Here is a 16,138-nt window from a genome sequence, read left to right on the forward strand (position 1 = left end):
AGAAAAATAGCTTTTTTAACAATTTAAAAAAAAAAATTAAATTATAGATTATAATGTTTGTACATGTTTATATAATCTATCAGAATTGTTTTTATACCAATTAACTGTTTTTTCCATTGCATCTTCAAATGTCCATTTAGGTTCCCATCCTAATTTTTTAGTTTTTGATGCATCTAAGGAGTATCTTCTATCATGACCTAAACGGTCATCTACATGTTTTATTAGGCTTTCAGGTTTTCCTAGTTTTTCTAGTATCATTTTTGTGATTTCTAGATTATTTCTTTCATTTCCTCCACCTATATTATATACTTCTCCAATTTTTCCTTTATGTAGCACTGTATCTATACCTGCACAGTTATCCTCTACATATATCCAATCACGAACATTTTTTCCATCCCCATATACGGGTAGCTGTTCATTATGAATTGCTTTTAATATGAATAATGGTATTAATTTTTCAGGGAATTGACGTGGTCCAAAGTTATTACTACTTCTTGTTATCATTACCGGTATTCCATACGTTTTATAGTATGCATTTACTAGTAAATCTCCTCCAGCTTTACTTGCTGAGTATGGGCTTGATGGGTCTATGTTGTCTGTTTCTTTGAATGAACCTTCTAATATACTACCATATACTTCATCGGTTGATATTTGTATATATTTCTCTACATCATATTTTCTTACTAGTTCTAGTAGGTTCTGTGTACCTAATACATCTGATTTTACAAAGGATGCTGGGTCCGTGATTGATTTGTCTACATGAGTTTCTGCTGCAAAATTTACAACATAATTTGCATCTTTCATTGCCTTTGATGCATCTGTTTGGCTGGCTATATCTCCTTTAATGAAGTTTACATCTAATCCTTTTAGATTCTCCATATCTCCAGCATATGTTAACTTGTCTAACACTGTTATTTCATAGTCTTCATATTTATCTGCTATGTAGTGAACAAAATTTGAACCTATAAATCCTGCTCCACCTGTTATCATTATTTTCAAAGTAGTCACCCTTACCTGTTTAAGAAATTACTTTTTTTTGTAATTCTTTATTATTATTTAAATCTTTATAAATTAGTCTATTAATAATTTTGGAAGTGGGATTTTTTCCTTGATTGATTTAATCCTAAATATTTTATAGTTTGATTTAGTAATAGTTTATTATGAAATTCTTTATAACCGGCGGCAGTGGTTTATTGGGTGAAAGACTATCTGCTATAGCAAATGATAATTATGATATAACGTTATCACATAATTCTAATCCTACAGGTAATACTATTAAATGTGATATAACAAATGAACAAGAAGTTGAGAAAGTAATATTAAATAATAGCCCAGATGTTATTATTCATTGTGCGGCCATGACTAATGTTGATTTATGTGAAGATGAGATAGATAAAGCATATGATATTAATGGAAATGGAACTGGAAATATTGCCCGTGCAGGTGAAAAAGTTGGAGCAAAGGTAATATATGTGTCCACAGACTTTGTATTTGATGGAAAAAAAGGAAATTATAGTGAAGATGACGAGGTTAATCCTCTTGGATATTATGCTAAATCAAAGTATGACGGAGAAGTACAGCTTAAGAAATATTCTACAAATTGGGCTATTGCAAGAGTAAGTGTCTTATATGGATGGCATAAACGACAAAACTTCACAACATGGGTTATTAACCAACTAAGACAGGACAATGATATAAATATTGTAACTGATCAAATTAATTCTCCTACATTTGCAGATAATGCTGCCGAGGCAATATATGAAATAGCTTTACAAGATAAAAATGGAATATATCATACAGCAGGAAATGATGAGATTAGTAGATATGATTTTACAATGAAGATTGCAGAGGAATTTGACTTAAATAAGGAATTAATTCATCCAACTAATAGTACTGAATTTGTACAAAAAGCACCTAGACCTATGAATTCATCATTAAATGTACATAAGGTTGAAAAAGAATTAGGTATGAGAATGGAAACTTGTTCCGAATCATTACATAGAATGGCAGAAAATGAGTAATTAACTGCTATTCATTATTTATTTTTTATTTAATTTTCCCTTTGAAAAACAAAAAATTTATATATTAAGATTTAAATAAATAGTAGTAGCTTTTATAAGGTTGAATATATTTTAAAAACCATCCGAAATTAAAGTGAAAAAAACTTTTTTTATATGCGGGGGTGGTCGAGCGGTCAAAGGCGATAGGTTGAGGGCCTATTGAGGTAGTCTCTTCGCGGGTTCGATTCCCGTCTCCCGCACTTAATAATATTAATTCTAATTTTAAATAAAAAAAAATAGTATTTTAGATATTTAGATTCTAATAGTAACTTTTAAATCAGAACCTTTTTTTAAATCATCAATTAAAGTTCTATTTAAATCAATTGCTGCTTTATCAGCATGAATCATTAAAGTACGATTACATGTGAATGAACTTTTTCTACAAACCATATCCGATGGATGACTTAATGTTAAATTAGATGAACCATAACCAGTTATAATATCTGATCCATTATCAGTTTCTAGTAACAATTCTATTTTAGAATCATCAGTCATCAATGCATTTCTTATTTCTTCTGGAAAATCTTTCATTGTAATATTTGAATTTATACCAATAATACAGTCCCCTCTTGGCGTAAGATAATCATCTGTTGTAATTTCAAAGGTAGATTTATGTAATGATCTAACATTCTCATGTCCCTTAGCAAAAAAAGTATATTCCACTATTATTCCTCCTATAAAAAAAATAATTAAACTATTTCTTATATACTATTATATCAATTCATACAAATTAAATTATATTAAGAATAACACGATGATATACTATGACTGAATTGCCAGATAAAGGAAATTATTGTTTAATTATAGAAGTAAAAAAAGATATTAACATAAAAATTGGTGCTAAGGGCTATATTAATTTTAATAAGGGATATTATGTTTATGTTGGCTCAGCTTTAGGAACTCTTTCAAAGAGAATTGAACGTCATTTATCTGATGATAAGAAAAAACACTGGCATGTTGATTATTTATTACTCAACAAAAATACCAAAATAAACCAAGTAATATACACTTATTGTACTACAAAAATAGAATGTGATATATCACATCATATAAATAAAGATAGTTCAGATAATATTGAAAGTTTCGGATGTTCTGATTGTAATTGTGAATCACATTTATATTATTTCAACAATTATGACGATGCATTAAAAAGTAGTATTGAATCATATGAAAAAATAGGGTATAAACCATATAAATGGTTTAATTAACATAAGAATAGAAGAATTTTTCAAACTCCTCAGGTTCCATAGGTGTAGGAGTAGCATAATTATCATTATTCATGATTGAATCCATCAAATCATGATAGATTTTAGACATGTCAGAATCTGGAAATGTCTCTACAACAGTACTTGCCTTAAATTCACTAGTTTGCACTAAATCACTACGTGGAATAATACCAATAACATTACTAGAGATTAAAGATGCAAATTCAGTTACTATTTCCACTTCATTTTTAACATTACGACAATTACAAATAATACCTCCTAATTTACCATTTAAGCTTTCAATACCCTTAGCTATGTTATTAGCAGCATATAAAGACATGTATTCGCCACTAGTTACTATATATACTTCATCAGCATATTCTTCACGTAATGGTACACTAAATCCTCCACATACAACATCACCTAGAACATCATATATTACAAGTTGAGGATCATCATCAAAAGCCCCTAACTTATCTAGTAGTTTCATTGCAACTATAACGCCTCTACCTGCACATCCAACTCCTGGCTCTGGTCCGCCTGATTCTACACATAATGTATTATTATAACCTTCATAGACAACATCTTCCAGTGTTGGCCGAGTATTCCCACGTATTGTATCTAATATTGTTGGTATACGTTTACCAACTAATGTTCTAGTAGTATCTGCCTTAGGATCACATCCTATAACAAAAGTAGAATCATCATAGCTAGCAGCAATATTAGCTACTGTAGTTGATTTTCCTATACCACCCTTACCATAAATAGCAATTTTCTTTAATGTCATCTTAATTACCTCTTATTGGTTCTTTTTTATATACATGATCATTTTCACGTACTACTTGTTCTAATTTTACACCTACTACTTCCCTAGAAACCTTTGTAACATTTTTCCCATCAACTTGCATAGATTTAACTTCTTCAGTAATACTACCTGTCTTATTTCCTTGTATAATTATTGTATCACCTATTTTTAAATCAGCCCATAATTTTATCTCTGCAACGCCGATCTTTTTGTAGAAATTTGTTACTTGTCCTATGTCTATCTTCCTATATGTTGCTTTATTATCATAACTGGTTTCCTTTGGAACTCTGTAATAAAATCCTGTGTCAAATCCCCTGTTAAATACTGAGCCTAATTCTTTTTTCCAACCTTGAACTAGTTGAAGATTTTCATCCCATTTTCCAGATTCATATAATGTTATTGCGTCATGATAACATTTTGTAACCATTGCAACATAATCTGGTGCTCTTGCTCTTCCTTCTAGTTTAAATGCATCTATTTTCGCATCCATTAAATCTGGAATATGTTCTATCATACATATATCTTTGGGACTTAATAATCGTGATTTTTCTATTGAATTATCTTCAGGCTGTGTTAATACTAGTTTTTTTGATTCAGTTGATTGTATTGTCCATTCTTGTCTACATGGTTGTAAGCATTCACCGCAGTTAGCATTCCTGTTATAGAAATAGGAACTTAGAAAACATCTGCCTGATATTGCTACGCACATAGCACCATGAACAAATGTCTCTATTTCTATCGGAGATTTGTTTTTAATTTCCTTAATCTGTTCTAATGATAACTCTCTGGATAATACTGCACGTGTAACTCCTAAATCTCTATATAATTTCAGTGCCTCAGAATTAGTGATATTAGCTTGAACACTTAAATGCAATGGTATTGATGATTTATTAGCAATATTAATCATACCCATGTCAGAGATTATTAATGCATCAACATCATACTGTTCTAATGCATCTAACTGCTTTTTATACTTCATTAACTGTTTATCTGTTACAATAGTGTTAGTACATACATATAACTTTTTATTATTATCATGACACTGTTTTACAATATCTTTTATATCATCAAGTTCAATATTAGCAACATTTGCTCTCATATTATAATCAGTTATTCCAACATAAACAGCATCCGCACCATTATTTATAGCTGCACTAACAGAGCGTTTATCCCTTGCAGGTGCTAATAATTCAACCATAGTAATAAACACCTCAATAAATATAATTAATAAAAAAAAATAGTTTTTGAAGACATTATTCTTTGTCTTCTAATTCTGGTGGTATAACTGTAGGATAATCACCAGTTATACATCCTAAACATAAATCCTCAGCAGGTGTTCCAATAGATTCTACAAGACCCTCAATACTAATATATCCAATAGAATCAACACCAATTATGTCACGTATTTCCTCATTAGTTCTATCAACGGCTAATAACTCCTCTTTTGTAGCCATTGCAATTCCATAATAACATGGGGAAATAATTTCAGGACATCCTACAAGTAAATGTACTTCTTTAGCACCTGCTTCCCTTATCATTTTTATAATTGTAGTTGAAGTGGTTCCTCTTACAACACTATCATCTATAACAATTACACGTTTATCTTTAAGAACAGATTCAATAGTATTCATTTTAAGTTTTACTGCAAGATCCCTATCTTTTTGAGTAGGCATGATAAATGTTCTACCTACATATCTATTTTTAATTAATCCCTCAGCATAAGGAATTCCTGTCGCACGAGAATAACCTAATGTTGCAGGTATAGCTGAATCTGGTACAGCAATTACAACATCTGCATCTATAGGGTATTCCTCAGCTAATTTTTTTCCAACATTTAATCTTACATCATAGACCTTTTTATCAAATATAATACTATCTGGTCTTGCAAAGTATAAGTATTCAAACATACAGTTTGCTGTATGCTCTTCACGTGGTAGGTAGTAACTGGTCATTTCACCATTATCAATAGCTAATATTTCTCCAGGTTCAATAGAACGAACATAATCTATATCTAATGAATCAAATGCAACAGACTCAGAAGCAACTACTATGAAATCATCATTAGTTCCCAGAGCTAATGGTTTCATACCTAATGGGTCACGTACTGCATACAATACACCATTAATTAATATTACTAATGAGTATGACCCTATTAATCTACTGCATGCTGATTTTATAGACCGTATTACGTCATGATCTTTATTATATTCATCTATGATAAGATGACAGATTACTTCAGAATCCGTGGTTGATTTGAATTCATGATTTGATGCTTTTAATTCTTCACGTAGAATTTCTGAGTTTACTATATCTCCATTATGTCCCATTGATATAATAATATCCTCTTTATGTTCTACAAATGGTGAGCAATTCTCATAAGATGAATCACCAGTAGTTGAATAACGTACATGTCCTATTCCAACATTACCATTCAATATATCTAGTAAGTCATTATTAAATACATCAGATACTAATCCCATTCCAACATGAGTATTAATTCTTCCATCCTTCAAAACACTTATCCCAGCAGATTCTTGACCTCTGTGTTGAAGTGTGTATAATCCAGAATAAATCCATGATGCTACATCTAAAGATTCATCATATGAATAAACTCCTACAATACCACATTTATCTTGCAAATCATTTTGCACTTTTACGTCTCCCCATTTTTTACATTATAATAAAATCGATTAAATAATAGTTAAGTATACTATTAGTTTTCATTTTTACAATACTTATAATTTTAGATATAACCATACGTAGTATAAAGATATTACTTAAAGATTAAAGTTCAAATATAGTTATAGAATGAAATTTAGGTAAGAGGAAAAAATAAATGAAAATAAATTATGAATGTGCTCCTTGTATGCTAAGACAAACAAAGGAAGCAATAGAACAAGCTGTAGATAATGATGAAGAACGTATGGATGTCACATTAACTGTACTATCATACTTAAATAAGAATTTTAAGAAAAATACAAAATCAAATAAATTAGGAACCGATTTACATCATTTAATTATGGATGAAACAGGAAATCATGATCCTTACAAATTACTAAGAGAACAAGGAAATAAAGTAGCAGAGAAATTAATTCCTACAGTTGAAGCTATGATTAATGAAAATCCTACCTTAGAAAGATACGCTAAAGCAGCAGTTGTTGGTAATATTATTGACTTTGGTGCACTTGATAAATCAACAGATATGGAAGAATTAATAAAAAAACAATTGAAAAAGAAATTTGAGATTAATGATATAGATAAATTAAAAAAAGCATTAGCTAATGCCGATACACTCTTATATCTTGCAGATAATGGTGGAGAAATAGTATTTGACAAATTACTGATTAAAAAAATAAAAGAAGATTATGATGTTAATATAATTCTAGCATTAAAAGAAAGTCCTATACTAAATGATGCCCTATTACAAGATGCTAAAAACTTAGAATTAGACAAATACACTAAACTAATTACAACAGGTGCTGCCTCTGTTGGAGTAGTTGAAGATTACATATCCGATGAATTAAAAGAATTATTAGATAATGTTGACTTTGTAATTAGTAAAGGAATGGGAAACTTTGAAGGATTAACAGAAATGAATATTAAAAGTCCAGTATTCTTCTTATTAAATACTAAATGTAATGTTATCTCTGATGAAATAGGAGTTCCTCTAGGTAGTAATATTTTAATGAAAAAAGAACTTAATTAATCAAATTCCTTCTTCCAATGTTTATTAAATGCTAATATAAAATTTGAAATAATTATAGGATTAGTATTTAATAAACCGACCATATTCTTATTTGATACTGATTTACCTGAATTTTCAGTGAAGACCATTAACATCTCTTTATAATCCCTAATAATTAATTGAATTGCAGGTAAATTCATATATTTAACATCTACAGGAAGATTATTTAATATACTTTTAACGTCTATTTCCTGATTATCAACTGTGCATTTTGGTACTGCTAATATTTTCACTGTGACATTCTTAGCTACTACTTTTTTTAAAAGTTTTTTAATATTTTCTACCTGTTCAGGTAATATAAATCCAATTCGAATATATAATGTATTTGTTGACTTATCTAACAGCATATCTTGTTTTTGAATGATTTTATTTTGATTATCCAATGTGGTTACTGGTGTATAATTACTAGGTATTTTACTATCATATAAACTGGTTATTCGTTCCTGTATTTCATCTAAATCCCTTAATAATTTTGTTTTATATTTTGTAAATGCATCTTCTGGTGGAATTATTCTGTAATGTAATGGTCTGCCACTTATTACTTCTATAAATCCTTTTTCACTTAAACTTTCCAGTACCATGTATATCTTTGAACGTGGAACCTCTGATTGTTTACTTATTTGGTCTGCCTTTGCATATATCAGTGATACCATTGCAAGATATGCCTTAGATTCATATTCTGTTAATCCCATCTGTTTTAATATACGTAACGTGTCATCCATTGTCCTCACTCATTAAATAATGCTTTACACTTAGTTCATAAAATAGTTTTCTATTCACTCACAAAGTTACAAAATATTATATAAAGTAGAATATATTAAATATTAACAATTAGGTGATTAATTATGAATGATAAAATGTTTTGTTATCAATGTTCCCAAACCGCAAAAGGTGAAGGATGTACAATAAGAGGAGTATGTGGAAAAACTGAAACACTAGCAAGATTACAAGATAATCTAATATTTATAATGAAAGGAATAGCTGCTTACGCATACCAAATGAGAGAATTTGGAGTTACAGATGATGAAATTGATGCTTTCCTAGAAAAAGGATTATACACCACTCTAACAAATGTAAACTTCGATATACAAAGTTGCATAGATTTAGCGATTGAGGGTGGACAAATTAACATTAAAGCAATGAGTGGACTAAAAAAAGCACATATCGACAACTATGGCGAACCAGAACCTGCAGTAGTTGAAAAAGGTGCAAGTAAAGGACATGGAATATTAGTTACAGGACATGACCTTAAAGTACTAGAAGAATTACTAAAACAAACTGAAGGTAAAGGAATAAACGTTTACACACACAGTGAAATGTTAATAGCACATGGTTACCCAGAACTAAGAAAATATGAACATCTTAAAGGACAATTAGGTGGACCATGGTTTGATCAAAAAGAAATATTCTCTAAATACAACATACCAGTAATTGTAACAACAAACTGTGGATTAGAACCTGAAGAAGCATATGCAGATAGAATTTACACAACAGGAATAGCACAATTACCAAATGCACCACACATCGATGATTATGATTTCTCAGATGTAATTAAACAAGCATTAGAATTACCAGAACTTGAAGAAGAAAAGAAAACAACTTACACCACCGGATTCGGTAAATCAACAGTTCTTTCCCTTGCAGATAAAATAAAAGAAAATGTATTAAATGGTAATATTAAACAATTCTTCGTAATGGGAGGTTGTGATGTACCATATAAACCAGAAATGGAATATTACAGAGAATTTGTACAAAAATTACCTAAAGAAACAATTATATTAGGTGTAGGATGCGGAAAATACAGATTTAATGATATTGATCTCGGTGATATTGATGGCATACCAAGATTCATTGACCTTGGACAATGTAATGATTCAATAGTTGGAGCTGAAATATTATTAGCATTAACTGAAGTATTTGATATGGAATTAAACGACTTACCAGTAACATTCGTATTAAGTTGGATGGAACAAAAAGCAGTTGCAATATTATGGAGTTTATTATCATTAGGATTAACAAACATACACATTGGTCCTATACTCCCTGCTTGGATAGACGAAACAATATTAAATGTATTAGTTGATAACTTCGACCTAAAATTAATTTCCACACCAGAAGAAGATATTAAAGAAATATTAGGATAAACGAATTATCCTAATCTACCCCCTTCACTTTTTTTAAAATAAAATAGCTCATATTCTTTTATTATTAGTTAATTGATTAAAAATATTATATAATAAATTAGAAAAAAACAGTTTAAAAAAAAAAGAATAAGTAATAATTACTTTTAAAGTAATTATTTAAATAATGTTAATTTTTGAGGTTGTACTTCTACAATCAGTATAAGCTTCACGGTCACCTGTTACTATTGTTATATTATTTATTTTACTTTTAGTAGTTATATTAATATTACTTAAATCAATACTACCATTGTTAATATAATAATATATAACATTACCCTCTGAATCTCTTACTGTGTTACCATTAATTTTTACACAAATCTTATTTGTTCCAACTACTAGGTTATTATTGTAATCAGTTATGTTTGCTTTAATAGACAGTGTTTTTGTTGAATTATTCATTGTAACATTTGCAAAATTTATATTGATTTTAGATTTAAGAACATTATATGTAGTATTAGCATTATTTGATGGATTAAATGCTTTGTTTATATATGTAGCTGTTACATTATATGTTCTAAGTGTTAAATTTCCATTACCTACAACAGCAGATGTACCTCTTGGTACGTGATATGTGTATGTGGCTGTACCATTATTAACTGGTACAAGTAATGTACTATTATCAGTATCATTAATTGTTATACCATTGAGTTTAAATATCACATATCCGTCATTTATTATTGTTGTATTTTTACAATCAGTACTTGTATCTGTTACTTTTACTGTATAATTAATATCAGTATCCTGATTAACTTGATTAGGATTAACAGTTACAGTTACTGTTGCATTTCGTAATGCTACACTTGCATTAGCTACATTAGATCTATTTTGAATATACCTATAAGTTCCACTGTATGATGCTGTAACATTAACAGCACCTCTTAAATATAACTCTGCAGGTATTGTATAAACTACACTACCATTAACAACTTTAAATTTAAGTGGGCTGGCCTCACTATTAAATTTTCCATCAGTTCTTAATGTTTTACCATTTATCTTAAATACAAGATTTCCACCAGTTATTGCTCTATTATTATTATCTGTAATATGTGCAATTAAAGTGATTTCTTCACCGACCACACTATTTATTGGTTCTACTGTAATAATAGTACTTCGTATAGAATAAACAGTTACATTGCCTATTTGATTTTGATAATGTTTACTTAAAGATGTATATACTAGTTTTAGATGTGTTATATAGTCGAAATCAGTAGTATCAAGTGTTATGTTGCTTGTACCATTTATAACATCAAAAGTATCAATTAGGGTATCATTGATGTATACTGTGACTGTACCATTTCTTATAGTATCATTGTATATTTCTCTAAGATTAAGTGTGACATTGAATTTTAATCATTGTTATGTGCTGTTACATTAACTGGTACTATTAATGTATCATTTAATAAGTTGTCTATGTAGATATTATCTGATACATATGTGTTTTCTGTATTGTTACTATATAATAGCATGTCTTTTACATTATCTGTATTATTTACAAATAAGTTATTTGTAATGTTAGCTGTGTTATAGTTTTCAATAACAAATCTTGTGTCATTTAATACATAATTATCAGTTATTGTATTGTTATTTAGTACAAGTATCTTATTATTCAATATTAATCCTGCATTTTCTGAGCTAATATTTGATATGGCATTACCATTTAATAAGGCATTTCCCCTATTATATAATAAACCACTATTAGTTCTTGCTACAGAATTTTTTATAGTGTTATTATTTAATACTACTACTCCAACATTATATATGACTCCACCATAATTAGCTGTTGTATTTTGTATATTGTTTCCATTTAATGTAACATTATGTATACTGTTTGTATATACTAAACCACCTAGTACTGCTGTACTGTTGTATATGTTATTATTTGTTAATGTTACAGTAGCATTGTGTGTATTGAATATTGATCCAGCATTGGATGCTGTTTGATTTACAATCGTATTATTATCTATATATACTGTACTGTTTCCAGCTGCACAGACCAATGATCCTAGTGTAGCGTTACTATTTAATATAATATTATTTGTTAAATTGATAGTTGCAAGATGATCATTATATACTACGCCACCATAATTAGCAGCAGTATTATTTATAATAGTGTTATTTTCTATTAAAGCGGTTATGTTACTATAATAACCATAATTGTATATTAAACCACCCATATTTGTAGCAATGTTATTAAATATTGTATTATTGATTACTTCCATACGTCCATGGTTAGCTAATACGCCCCCAGTGGGTGCTGTATTATTATTAATTGTATTATATCTTAAAACAACTGTTCCGCCATTATTTAGGAATCCTGCAATATATTCTGCTCTGTTATTTTGAATTGTATTATTTTCTACTAATGAATAACCATCATTTACAATCACACCACCATCGAAAGATGCAATATTACTATCAAATAAATTATTACAAATAATACTATTACCTTTACTTTCAATTACAACTCCAGAAGGTCCATAGTTATTTAGGAATTTATTATTGGTTACATTAGTAAATCCTAAAGTATAGATTACTCCCCCATCATATGCATGATTAGACTGGAATATATTCTTAATTAATGTAATATTTCCATTTTTAGTATTATATATACAACCACCTTGTGATACTCCACTATTATTTATAAAAATGTTATTTATTAGTGTGGCATTTCCAAAGTTATATAATACTCCTCCAGATATGGCTGTGTTATTTATAATTGTTGTATTGATAATTGTTAATATTCCTGTATTATTTATAGCACTTATTCTTCTAATATTACCATTATCAGATAGTGTACTATCAGATATTGTTAAAGTACCTTGATTTTTTATAATTACCTTATTAGTAGTAATATCCTTAATTGTTAAATTATTTAGAGTTATGTTACCTGTATGGATATTAAGAAATGTATAATTTGTTCCTGTGAATGTTCTGTTGTTTCCTTCTATTATTAGATTTTTTGTTGAAGTATTGTTCCAATTTATTGTTTTAGTAATATTATAAATACTATCTCCAGATAAGTTGATTGTCATCTCATCATCAGTATAATTACTGTTAGTCATTGTATCATATAATTCGTCATAGTTGTTTACTGTGAGATTTATGCTTTTCTTTAGGTTTTTTGAAGTTTTATTTGAATTGATTGTTTTAGTATTGCTTGATGTTAATTGTTTATTATTATTTAAAACTTTTTGATTGTTAGAATTATTCATTTTATTTATTTGGTTATCATTTATATCCATATTATGTTCATAATTTGAAGTTGATAACTGATTAATACTATCTCCTTCAACAGAAGACGTTGTAGATTCAATAATATTTGAATCATCTAGACTATTTGTAGAGTTATCACTAGCTGCTCCTACAACGCCTAAACTTAATGTTACTATAATAATAAATAATGATAAACAAATACCCACATATTTATTCATAATTATCTAACTCAGTTAGTAATTTTTTTTCATATATCTAACATATCCTTATATGAAAATTATAAAGTATTAATAATTAGTTTTTATAATAATCAATACCAATAATAATATTGATGAGGATTATATTTATAATAACCTATAATTTTTTATTCAATGTAAAAAAATATGAAAAATAAATAATAACACCCATTTAATAAAATATTTATAAAAATAACCGTGATATCCTTGAAATTACTTAGTATATTATCAATTGAAATATAAAATATACAATATTTAATAATATTTAGAAATAATTATATTTTAAAAAAATAAGGAATAAAGTTTTTGACAATATCTTATAAAAAAATATAAGACATTAAATAATTTTATTTTAAAAAATAAGGAATAAAGTTTTTGATAATACCTTATAAAAGAATATAAGACATTAAATAATTATAAAAAAAATAATTCGTTGAAATAGAATGAATGAAATTAAAAAAAAAGAGAGGAGAAATATTTTTTAAACTAATCATGTCTTTGGATTAGTTGTAGTGTTTAACACATCTTCAAATTCAAGATCAGCTTCCCATTTTGATTTACATTCACATGTGAATTCTTCTAATTCTTTCGGAATTTCTTGTTTTAAATTAGATTCAATGATTAATTCTTTAAGTTTTGAATTACATTTTTTACAATTAAATGGTCCTCTTCTAGTACCAAATCCTGCAGTATCCATTATCATTGGTATATCCACATTTTTTCGAACTTGTTTTATTATTTCAATTGTACTCCAAATCCACGGTGGATTATAAGAACCTCTTTTCCATAGATAATCCATTAATGTACCTGCATGTACTGTAGCCGGACAATATGCTAATCTCTTTACACCTACTTCTTTTGCATATTTAGCTGAATCTATTGATTCTTGAATAGCTTTTTTTTCAGGAAGTAATATTGGTTTAACCAGTAGATATGCTTTTGCTCTAATATCATATTCCTTAATATTATTGATTATGTTAACAGATTTTTCAAATGATTCATTTGTTATACCCTTATTTATTTTATTTAGACGAGTATCCTCATTAAGAGTCTCAACACCTATACCAATTTCAAATATTTTATCAGGAATAATAGAACCTAGTCGTTTAAGTGAATCTTCATCAATGTATTCTGGTTTTGATTCTACAATAACCTCTTTAATATTATCATACTTGTTGAATTCATTGAAGATATGTTCTTGTACTTTTTCATCTACTTCATTAGTATTAAGAAAACTTCCTGAAACAAATAATTTTACAGCAACATTCTCATGTGAGGATATATCTGTTTTTTCAAGTTGTTTTTTCCATTCATTGTCAAATATTTCTATTAACTCGTTATCATCTATTTCACATAATGGTGAGTCTGCAATGTAACTACACATGGTACATCCACCACTTTTAGTAGCCCATTCACATCCGCTTGTAGGTAATACTATGAATATAGTATAACCAACACAATCATATAATCTATCTTTATTAGCCCAGCTTGCAGCATAGGCCTGTAATGGTTTTTTATCTTTTTTACGATCTCTTTTATTCTTAATGTTTTCTATAGAATGTTCGCGTATTTGTTTATTAATTGTTTGTACTTTCATATTATCCATCTTTTATTATTTTCTAGTTGAATGAATTTACAATGTCTTCTAATAATCTTAGAGATTTTACTCTATCCTTACCTATAGGTGAACCTACAACAAATTCATTAACACCAATATTTTCTAATATTTCTATTTTCTCAGATATTTGCTTTGGATTTCCACATACCGCAAAAGCATTAACCATGTCATTATCTATTAATGCAGTTGCTGTTTTAAAATCATATTTTGCAAGGCATTCTCTAATTTTCCCGGCTATATCCTGAGATATATTATGACGTTCCAAAACAACTTTTGGAGCTCCGGCTAAAATATAAGCTACCACAATTCTTGCATGATTATATGCTTTATCAATATCTTCATCTATACTACAGGCAGTATATGCTGCATAATTGAATTGGTTTGGTTTCACTGATGATTTCTCTAAACCTTTATTTATCAAAGGTATAGCAACCTCAAAATCCTTTGGATTAGATGCATTAATAAGTGTTCCATCAGCAACTTCACCAGAGGATTCTAACATTTTAGGTCCCTGAGCAGCCATATATATAGGAATTGAAGTTTGTACCTTTGAAGTACCACTTAAACAAGCCCCTTGTTCTATTTTATCACCACTTAATAAAGTTCTAATAGTATTAACCGCATTTTTAACTGTATTAACCGGTTTCTTCCATCTTAAATTAAGAGTTTCCATAGTGGCTTTATCACCAGGTCCTACACCTACAACAGCCCTACCATCAGAAATTTCATCTAATGTTGTTGTAGCTGCTGCTATTGTAACTGGATTACGTACATATGGATTAGAAACACCTGACCCCATCTTTATAGTACTTGTTTCATGAGCTGCTATTGCTAATACCTCAAATACATCCTTGTTATTATAATGATCAGTTATCCATACATTTTCAAAATTAATATCTTCAGCCACTCTTATTAATTCTAAAATATCATTAATTGGCTCATTAGGTAGCAGTTCTAAACTAAACTTCACAATATTCCTCCCTATAATTGTTTCCCTTAGTTATTATGAAAAAAGAATAAAAGTAAGTCAATCTCTTCATAATATAATATAAAAAAATATTTATCTATTATTA

Annotated in this window: 14 protein-coding genes and 1 tRNA gene; 5 read left to right on the plus strand and 10 right to left on the minus strand. The window is 28.5% G+C overall.

Annotated elements, in window-relative coordinates; genetic code table 11:
• Positions 1–48: 48 nt before the first annotated feature.
• Positions 49–990, minus strand: coding sequence for a dTDP-glucose 4,6-dehydratase (gene rfbB, locus OTK55_RS00460; protein ID WP_274871723.1), 942 nt, complete (start codon positions 988–990; stop codon positions 49–51).
• A 170-nt stretch (positions 991–1,160) separates the two neighbouring features.
• On the opposite strand from rfbB, the gene rfbD reads away from it, so the two are divergent.
• Together rfbD and OTK55_RS00470 are read left to right on the plus strand one after the other, a co-directional pair.
• Complete coding sequence (gene rfbD, locus OTK55_RS00465) at positions 1,161–2,021, plus strand: dTDP-4-dehydrorhamnose reductase (protein ID WP_274869912.1); 861 nt, start codon at positions 1,161–1,163, stop codon at positions 2,019–2,021.
• 155 nt (positions 2,022–2,176) lie between these two features.
• A tRNA-Leu gene (locus OTK55_RS00470) sits at positions 2,177–2,260 on the plus strand.
• A 52-nt stretch (positions 2,261–2,312) separates the two neighbouring features.
• Here the strand turns inward: OTK55_RS00470 and OTK55_RS00475 are convergent.
• Positions 2,313–2,723: a DUF371 domain-containing protein gene (locus tag OTK55_RS00475; protein WP_274869913.1), complete on the minus strand. Its 411-nt coding sequence runs from the start codon at positions 2,721–2,723 to the stop codon at positions 2,313–2,315.
• A 101-nt stretch (positions 2,724–2,824) separates the two neighbouring features.
• Between OTK55_RS00475 and OTK55_RS00480 the strand changes: the two genes are divergently transcribed.
• On the plus strand, positions 2,825–3,268 hold the full coding sequence (locus OTK55_RS00480; protein ID WP_274869914.1) for a GIY-YIG nuclease family protein: 444 nt from the start codon (positions 2,825–2,827) through the stop codon (positions 3,266–3,268).
• Here OTK55_RS00480 and cfbC read toward each other — a convergent pair.
• From cfbC to purF, 3 genes are read right to left on the minus strand one after another with little or no spacing between them, the layout of a single operon-like run.
• Positions 3,261–4,052, minus strand: a complete 792-nt coding sequence (gene cfbC, locus OTK55_RS00485) for a Ni-sirohydrochlorin a,c-diamide reductive cyclase ATP-dependent reductase subunit (protein ID WP_274869915.1) — start codon at positions 4,050–4,052, stop codon at positions 3,261–3,263. The two genes, OTK55_RS00480 and cfbC, sit on opposite strands and share 8 nt — an antisense overlap.
• 1 nt (position 4,053) lies before the next feature.
• Positions 4,054–5,268 (minus strand): peptidase U32 family protein, encoded by a 1,215-nt coding sequence (locus OTK55_RS00490; protein WP_274869916.1) that lies wholly within the window; start codon positions 5,266–5,268, stop codon positions 4,054–4,056.
• A gap of 55 nt (positions 5,269–5,323) precedes the next feature.
• A complete protein-coding gene (gene purF / locus OTK55_RS00495) occupies positions 5,324–6,721 on the minus strand; it encodes an amidophosphoribosyltransferase (RefSeq protein WP_274869918.1) in 1,398 nt (465 codons plus the stop codon).
• A gap of 185 nt (positions 6,722–6,906) precedes the next feature.
• Here purF and OTK55_RS00500 point away from each other — a divergent pair, with 185 nt between their 5' ends.
• On the plus strand, positions 6,907–7,776 hold the full coding sequence (locus OTK55_RS00500) for a damage-control phosphatase ARMT1 family protein (protein ID WP_274869919.1): 870 nt from the start codon (positions 6,907–6,909) through the stop codon (positions 7,774–7,776).
• On the opposite strand, the gene OTK55_RS00505 is transcribed toward OTK55_RS00500, so the two are convergent.
• Positions 7,773–8,537 carry a TrmB family transcriptional regulator gene (locus tag OTK55_RS00505; RefSeq protein ID WP_274869920.1) on the minus strand — a complete coding sequence of 255 codons (765 nt, stop codon included), beginning with the start codon at positions 8,535–8,537 and terminating at the stop codon, positions 7,773–7,775. The two genes, OTK55_RS00500 and OTK55_RS00505, sit on opposite strands and share 4 nt — an antisense overlap.
• 123 nt (positions 8,538–8,660) lie before the next feature.
• Between OTK55_RS00505 and hcp the strand changes: the two genes are divergently transcribed.
• The gene (gene hcp / locus OTK55_RS00510) at positions 8,661–9,959 is read left to right on the plus strand and encodes a hydroxylamine reductase (protein WP_274869921.1); all 1,299 of its coding nucleotides are present in this window, start codon (positions 8,661–8,663) and stop codon (positions 9,957–9,959) included.
• Between the two features lie 156 nt (positions 9,960–10,115).
• Here the strand turns inward: hcp and OTK55_RS00515 are convergent, their stop codons facing one another.
• From OTK55_RS00515 to OTK55_RS00530, 4 genes are all read right to left on the minus strand, one after another.
• Positions 10,116–11,075, minus strand: a complete 960-nt coding sequence (locus OTK55_RS00515) for a hypothetical protein (RefSeq protein ID WP_274869922.1) — start codon at positions 11,073–11,075, stop codon at positions 10,116–10,118.
• Between the two features lie 269 nt (positions 11,076–11,344).
• Complete coding sequence (locus OTK55_RS00520; protein ID WP_274869923.1) at positions 11,345–13,429, minus strand: beta strand repeat-containing protein; 2,085 nt, start codon at positions 13,427–13,429, stop codon at positions 11,345–11,347.
• Positions 13,430–13,937: 508 nt separating this feature from the next.
• Entirely contained in the window at positions 13,938–15,044 is a 1,107-nt protein-coding gene (locus tag OTK55_RS00525; RefSeq protein ID WP_274869925.1) for an archaeosine biosynthesis radical SAM protein RaSEA, read from the minus strand.
• A 22-nt stretch (positions 15,045–15,066) separates the two neighbouring features.
• The gene (locus OTK55_RS00530) at positions 15,067–16,035 is read right to left on the minus strand and encodes a 5,10-methylenetetrahydromethanopterin reductase (protein WP_274869927.1); all 969 of its coding nucleotides are present in this window, start codon (positions 16,033–16,035) and stop codon (positions 15,067–15,069) included.
• Positions 16,036–16,138: the final 103 nt, after the last annotated feature.

The sequence above is a fragment of the Candidatus Methanosphaera massiliense genome (assembly GCF_028890305.1).
GTDB lineage: Archaea > Methanobacteriota > Methanobacteria > Methanobacteriales > Methanobacteriaceae > Methanosphaera > Methanosphaera massiliense.

Bases quoted from the DNA above. Each gene is read 5' to 3' on its own strand.
- rfbB (WP_274871723.1), bottom strand. From the start codon at position 990: ATGATAACAGGTGGAGCAGGATTTATAGGTTCAAATTTTGTTCACTAC.
- rfbD (WP_274869912.1), top strand. From the start codon at position 1,161: ATGAAATTCTTTATAACCGGCGGCAGTGGTTTATTGGGTGAAAGACTA.
- OTK55_RS00480 (WP_274869914.1), top strand. From the start codon at position 2,825: ATGACTGAATTGCCAGATAAAGGAAATTATTGTTTAATTATAGAAGTA.
- cfbC (WP_274869915.1), bottom strand. From the start codon at position 4,052: ATGACATTAAAGAAAATTGCTATTTATGGTAAGGGTGGTATAGGAAAA.
- OTK55_RS00490 (WP_274869916.1), bottom strand. From the start codon at position 5,268: ATGGTTGAATTATTAGCACCTGCAAGGGATAAACGCTCTGTTAGTGCA.
- OTK55_RS00500 (WP_274869919.1), top strand. From the start codon at position 6,907: ATGAAAATAAATTATGAATGTGCTCCTTGTATGCTAAGACAAACAAAG.
- OTK55_RS00505 (WP_274869920.1), bottom strand. From the start codon at position 8,537: ATGGATGACACGTTACGTATATTAAAACAGATGGGATTAACAGAATAT.
- hcp (WP_274869921.1), top strand. From the start codon at position 8,661: ATGAATGATAAAATGTTTTGTTATCAATGTTCCCAAACCGCAAAAGGT.
- OTK55_RS00520 (WP_274869923.1), bottom strand. From the start codon at position 13,429: ATGAATAAATATGTGGGTATTTGTTTATCATTATTTATTATTATAGTA.
- OTK55_RS00525 (WP_274869925.1), bottom strand. From the start codon at position 15,044: ATGAAAGTACAAACAATTAATAAACAAATACGCGAACATTCTATAGAA.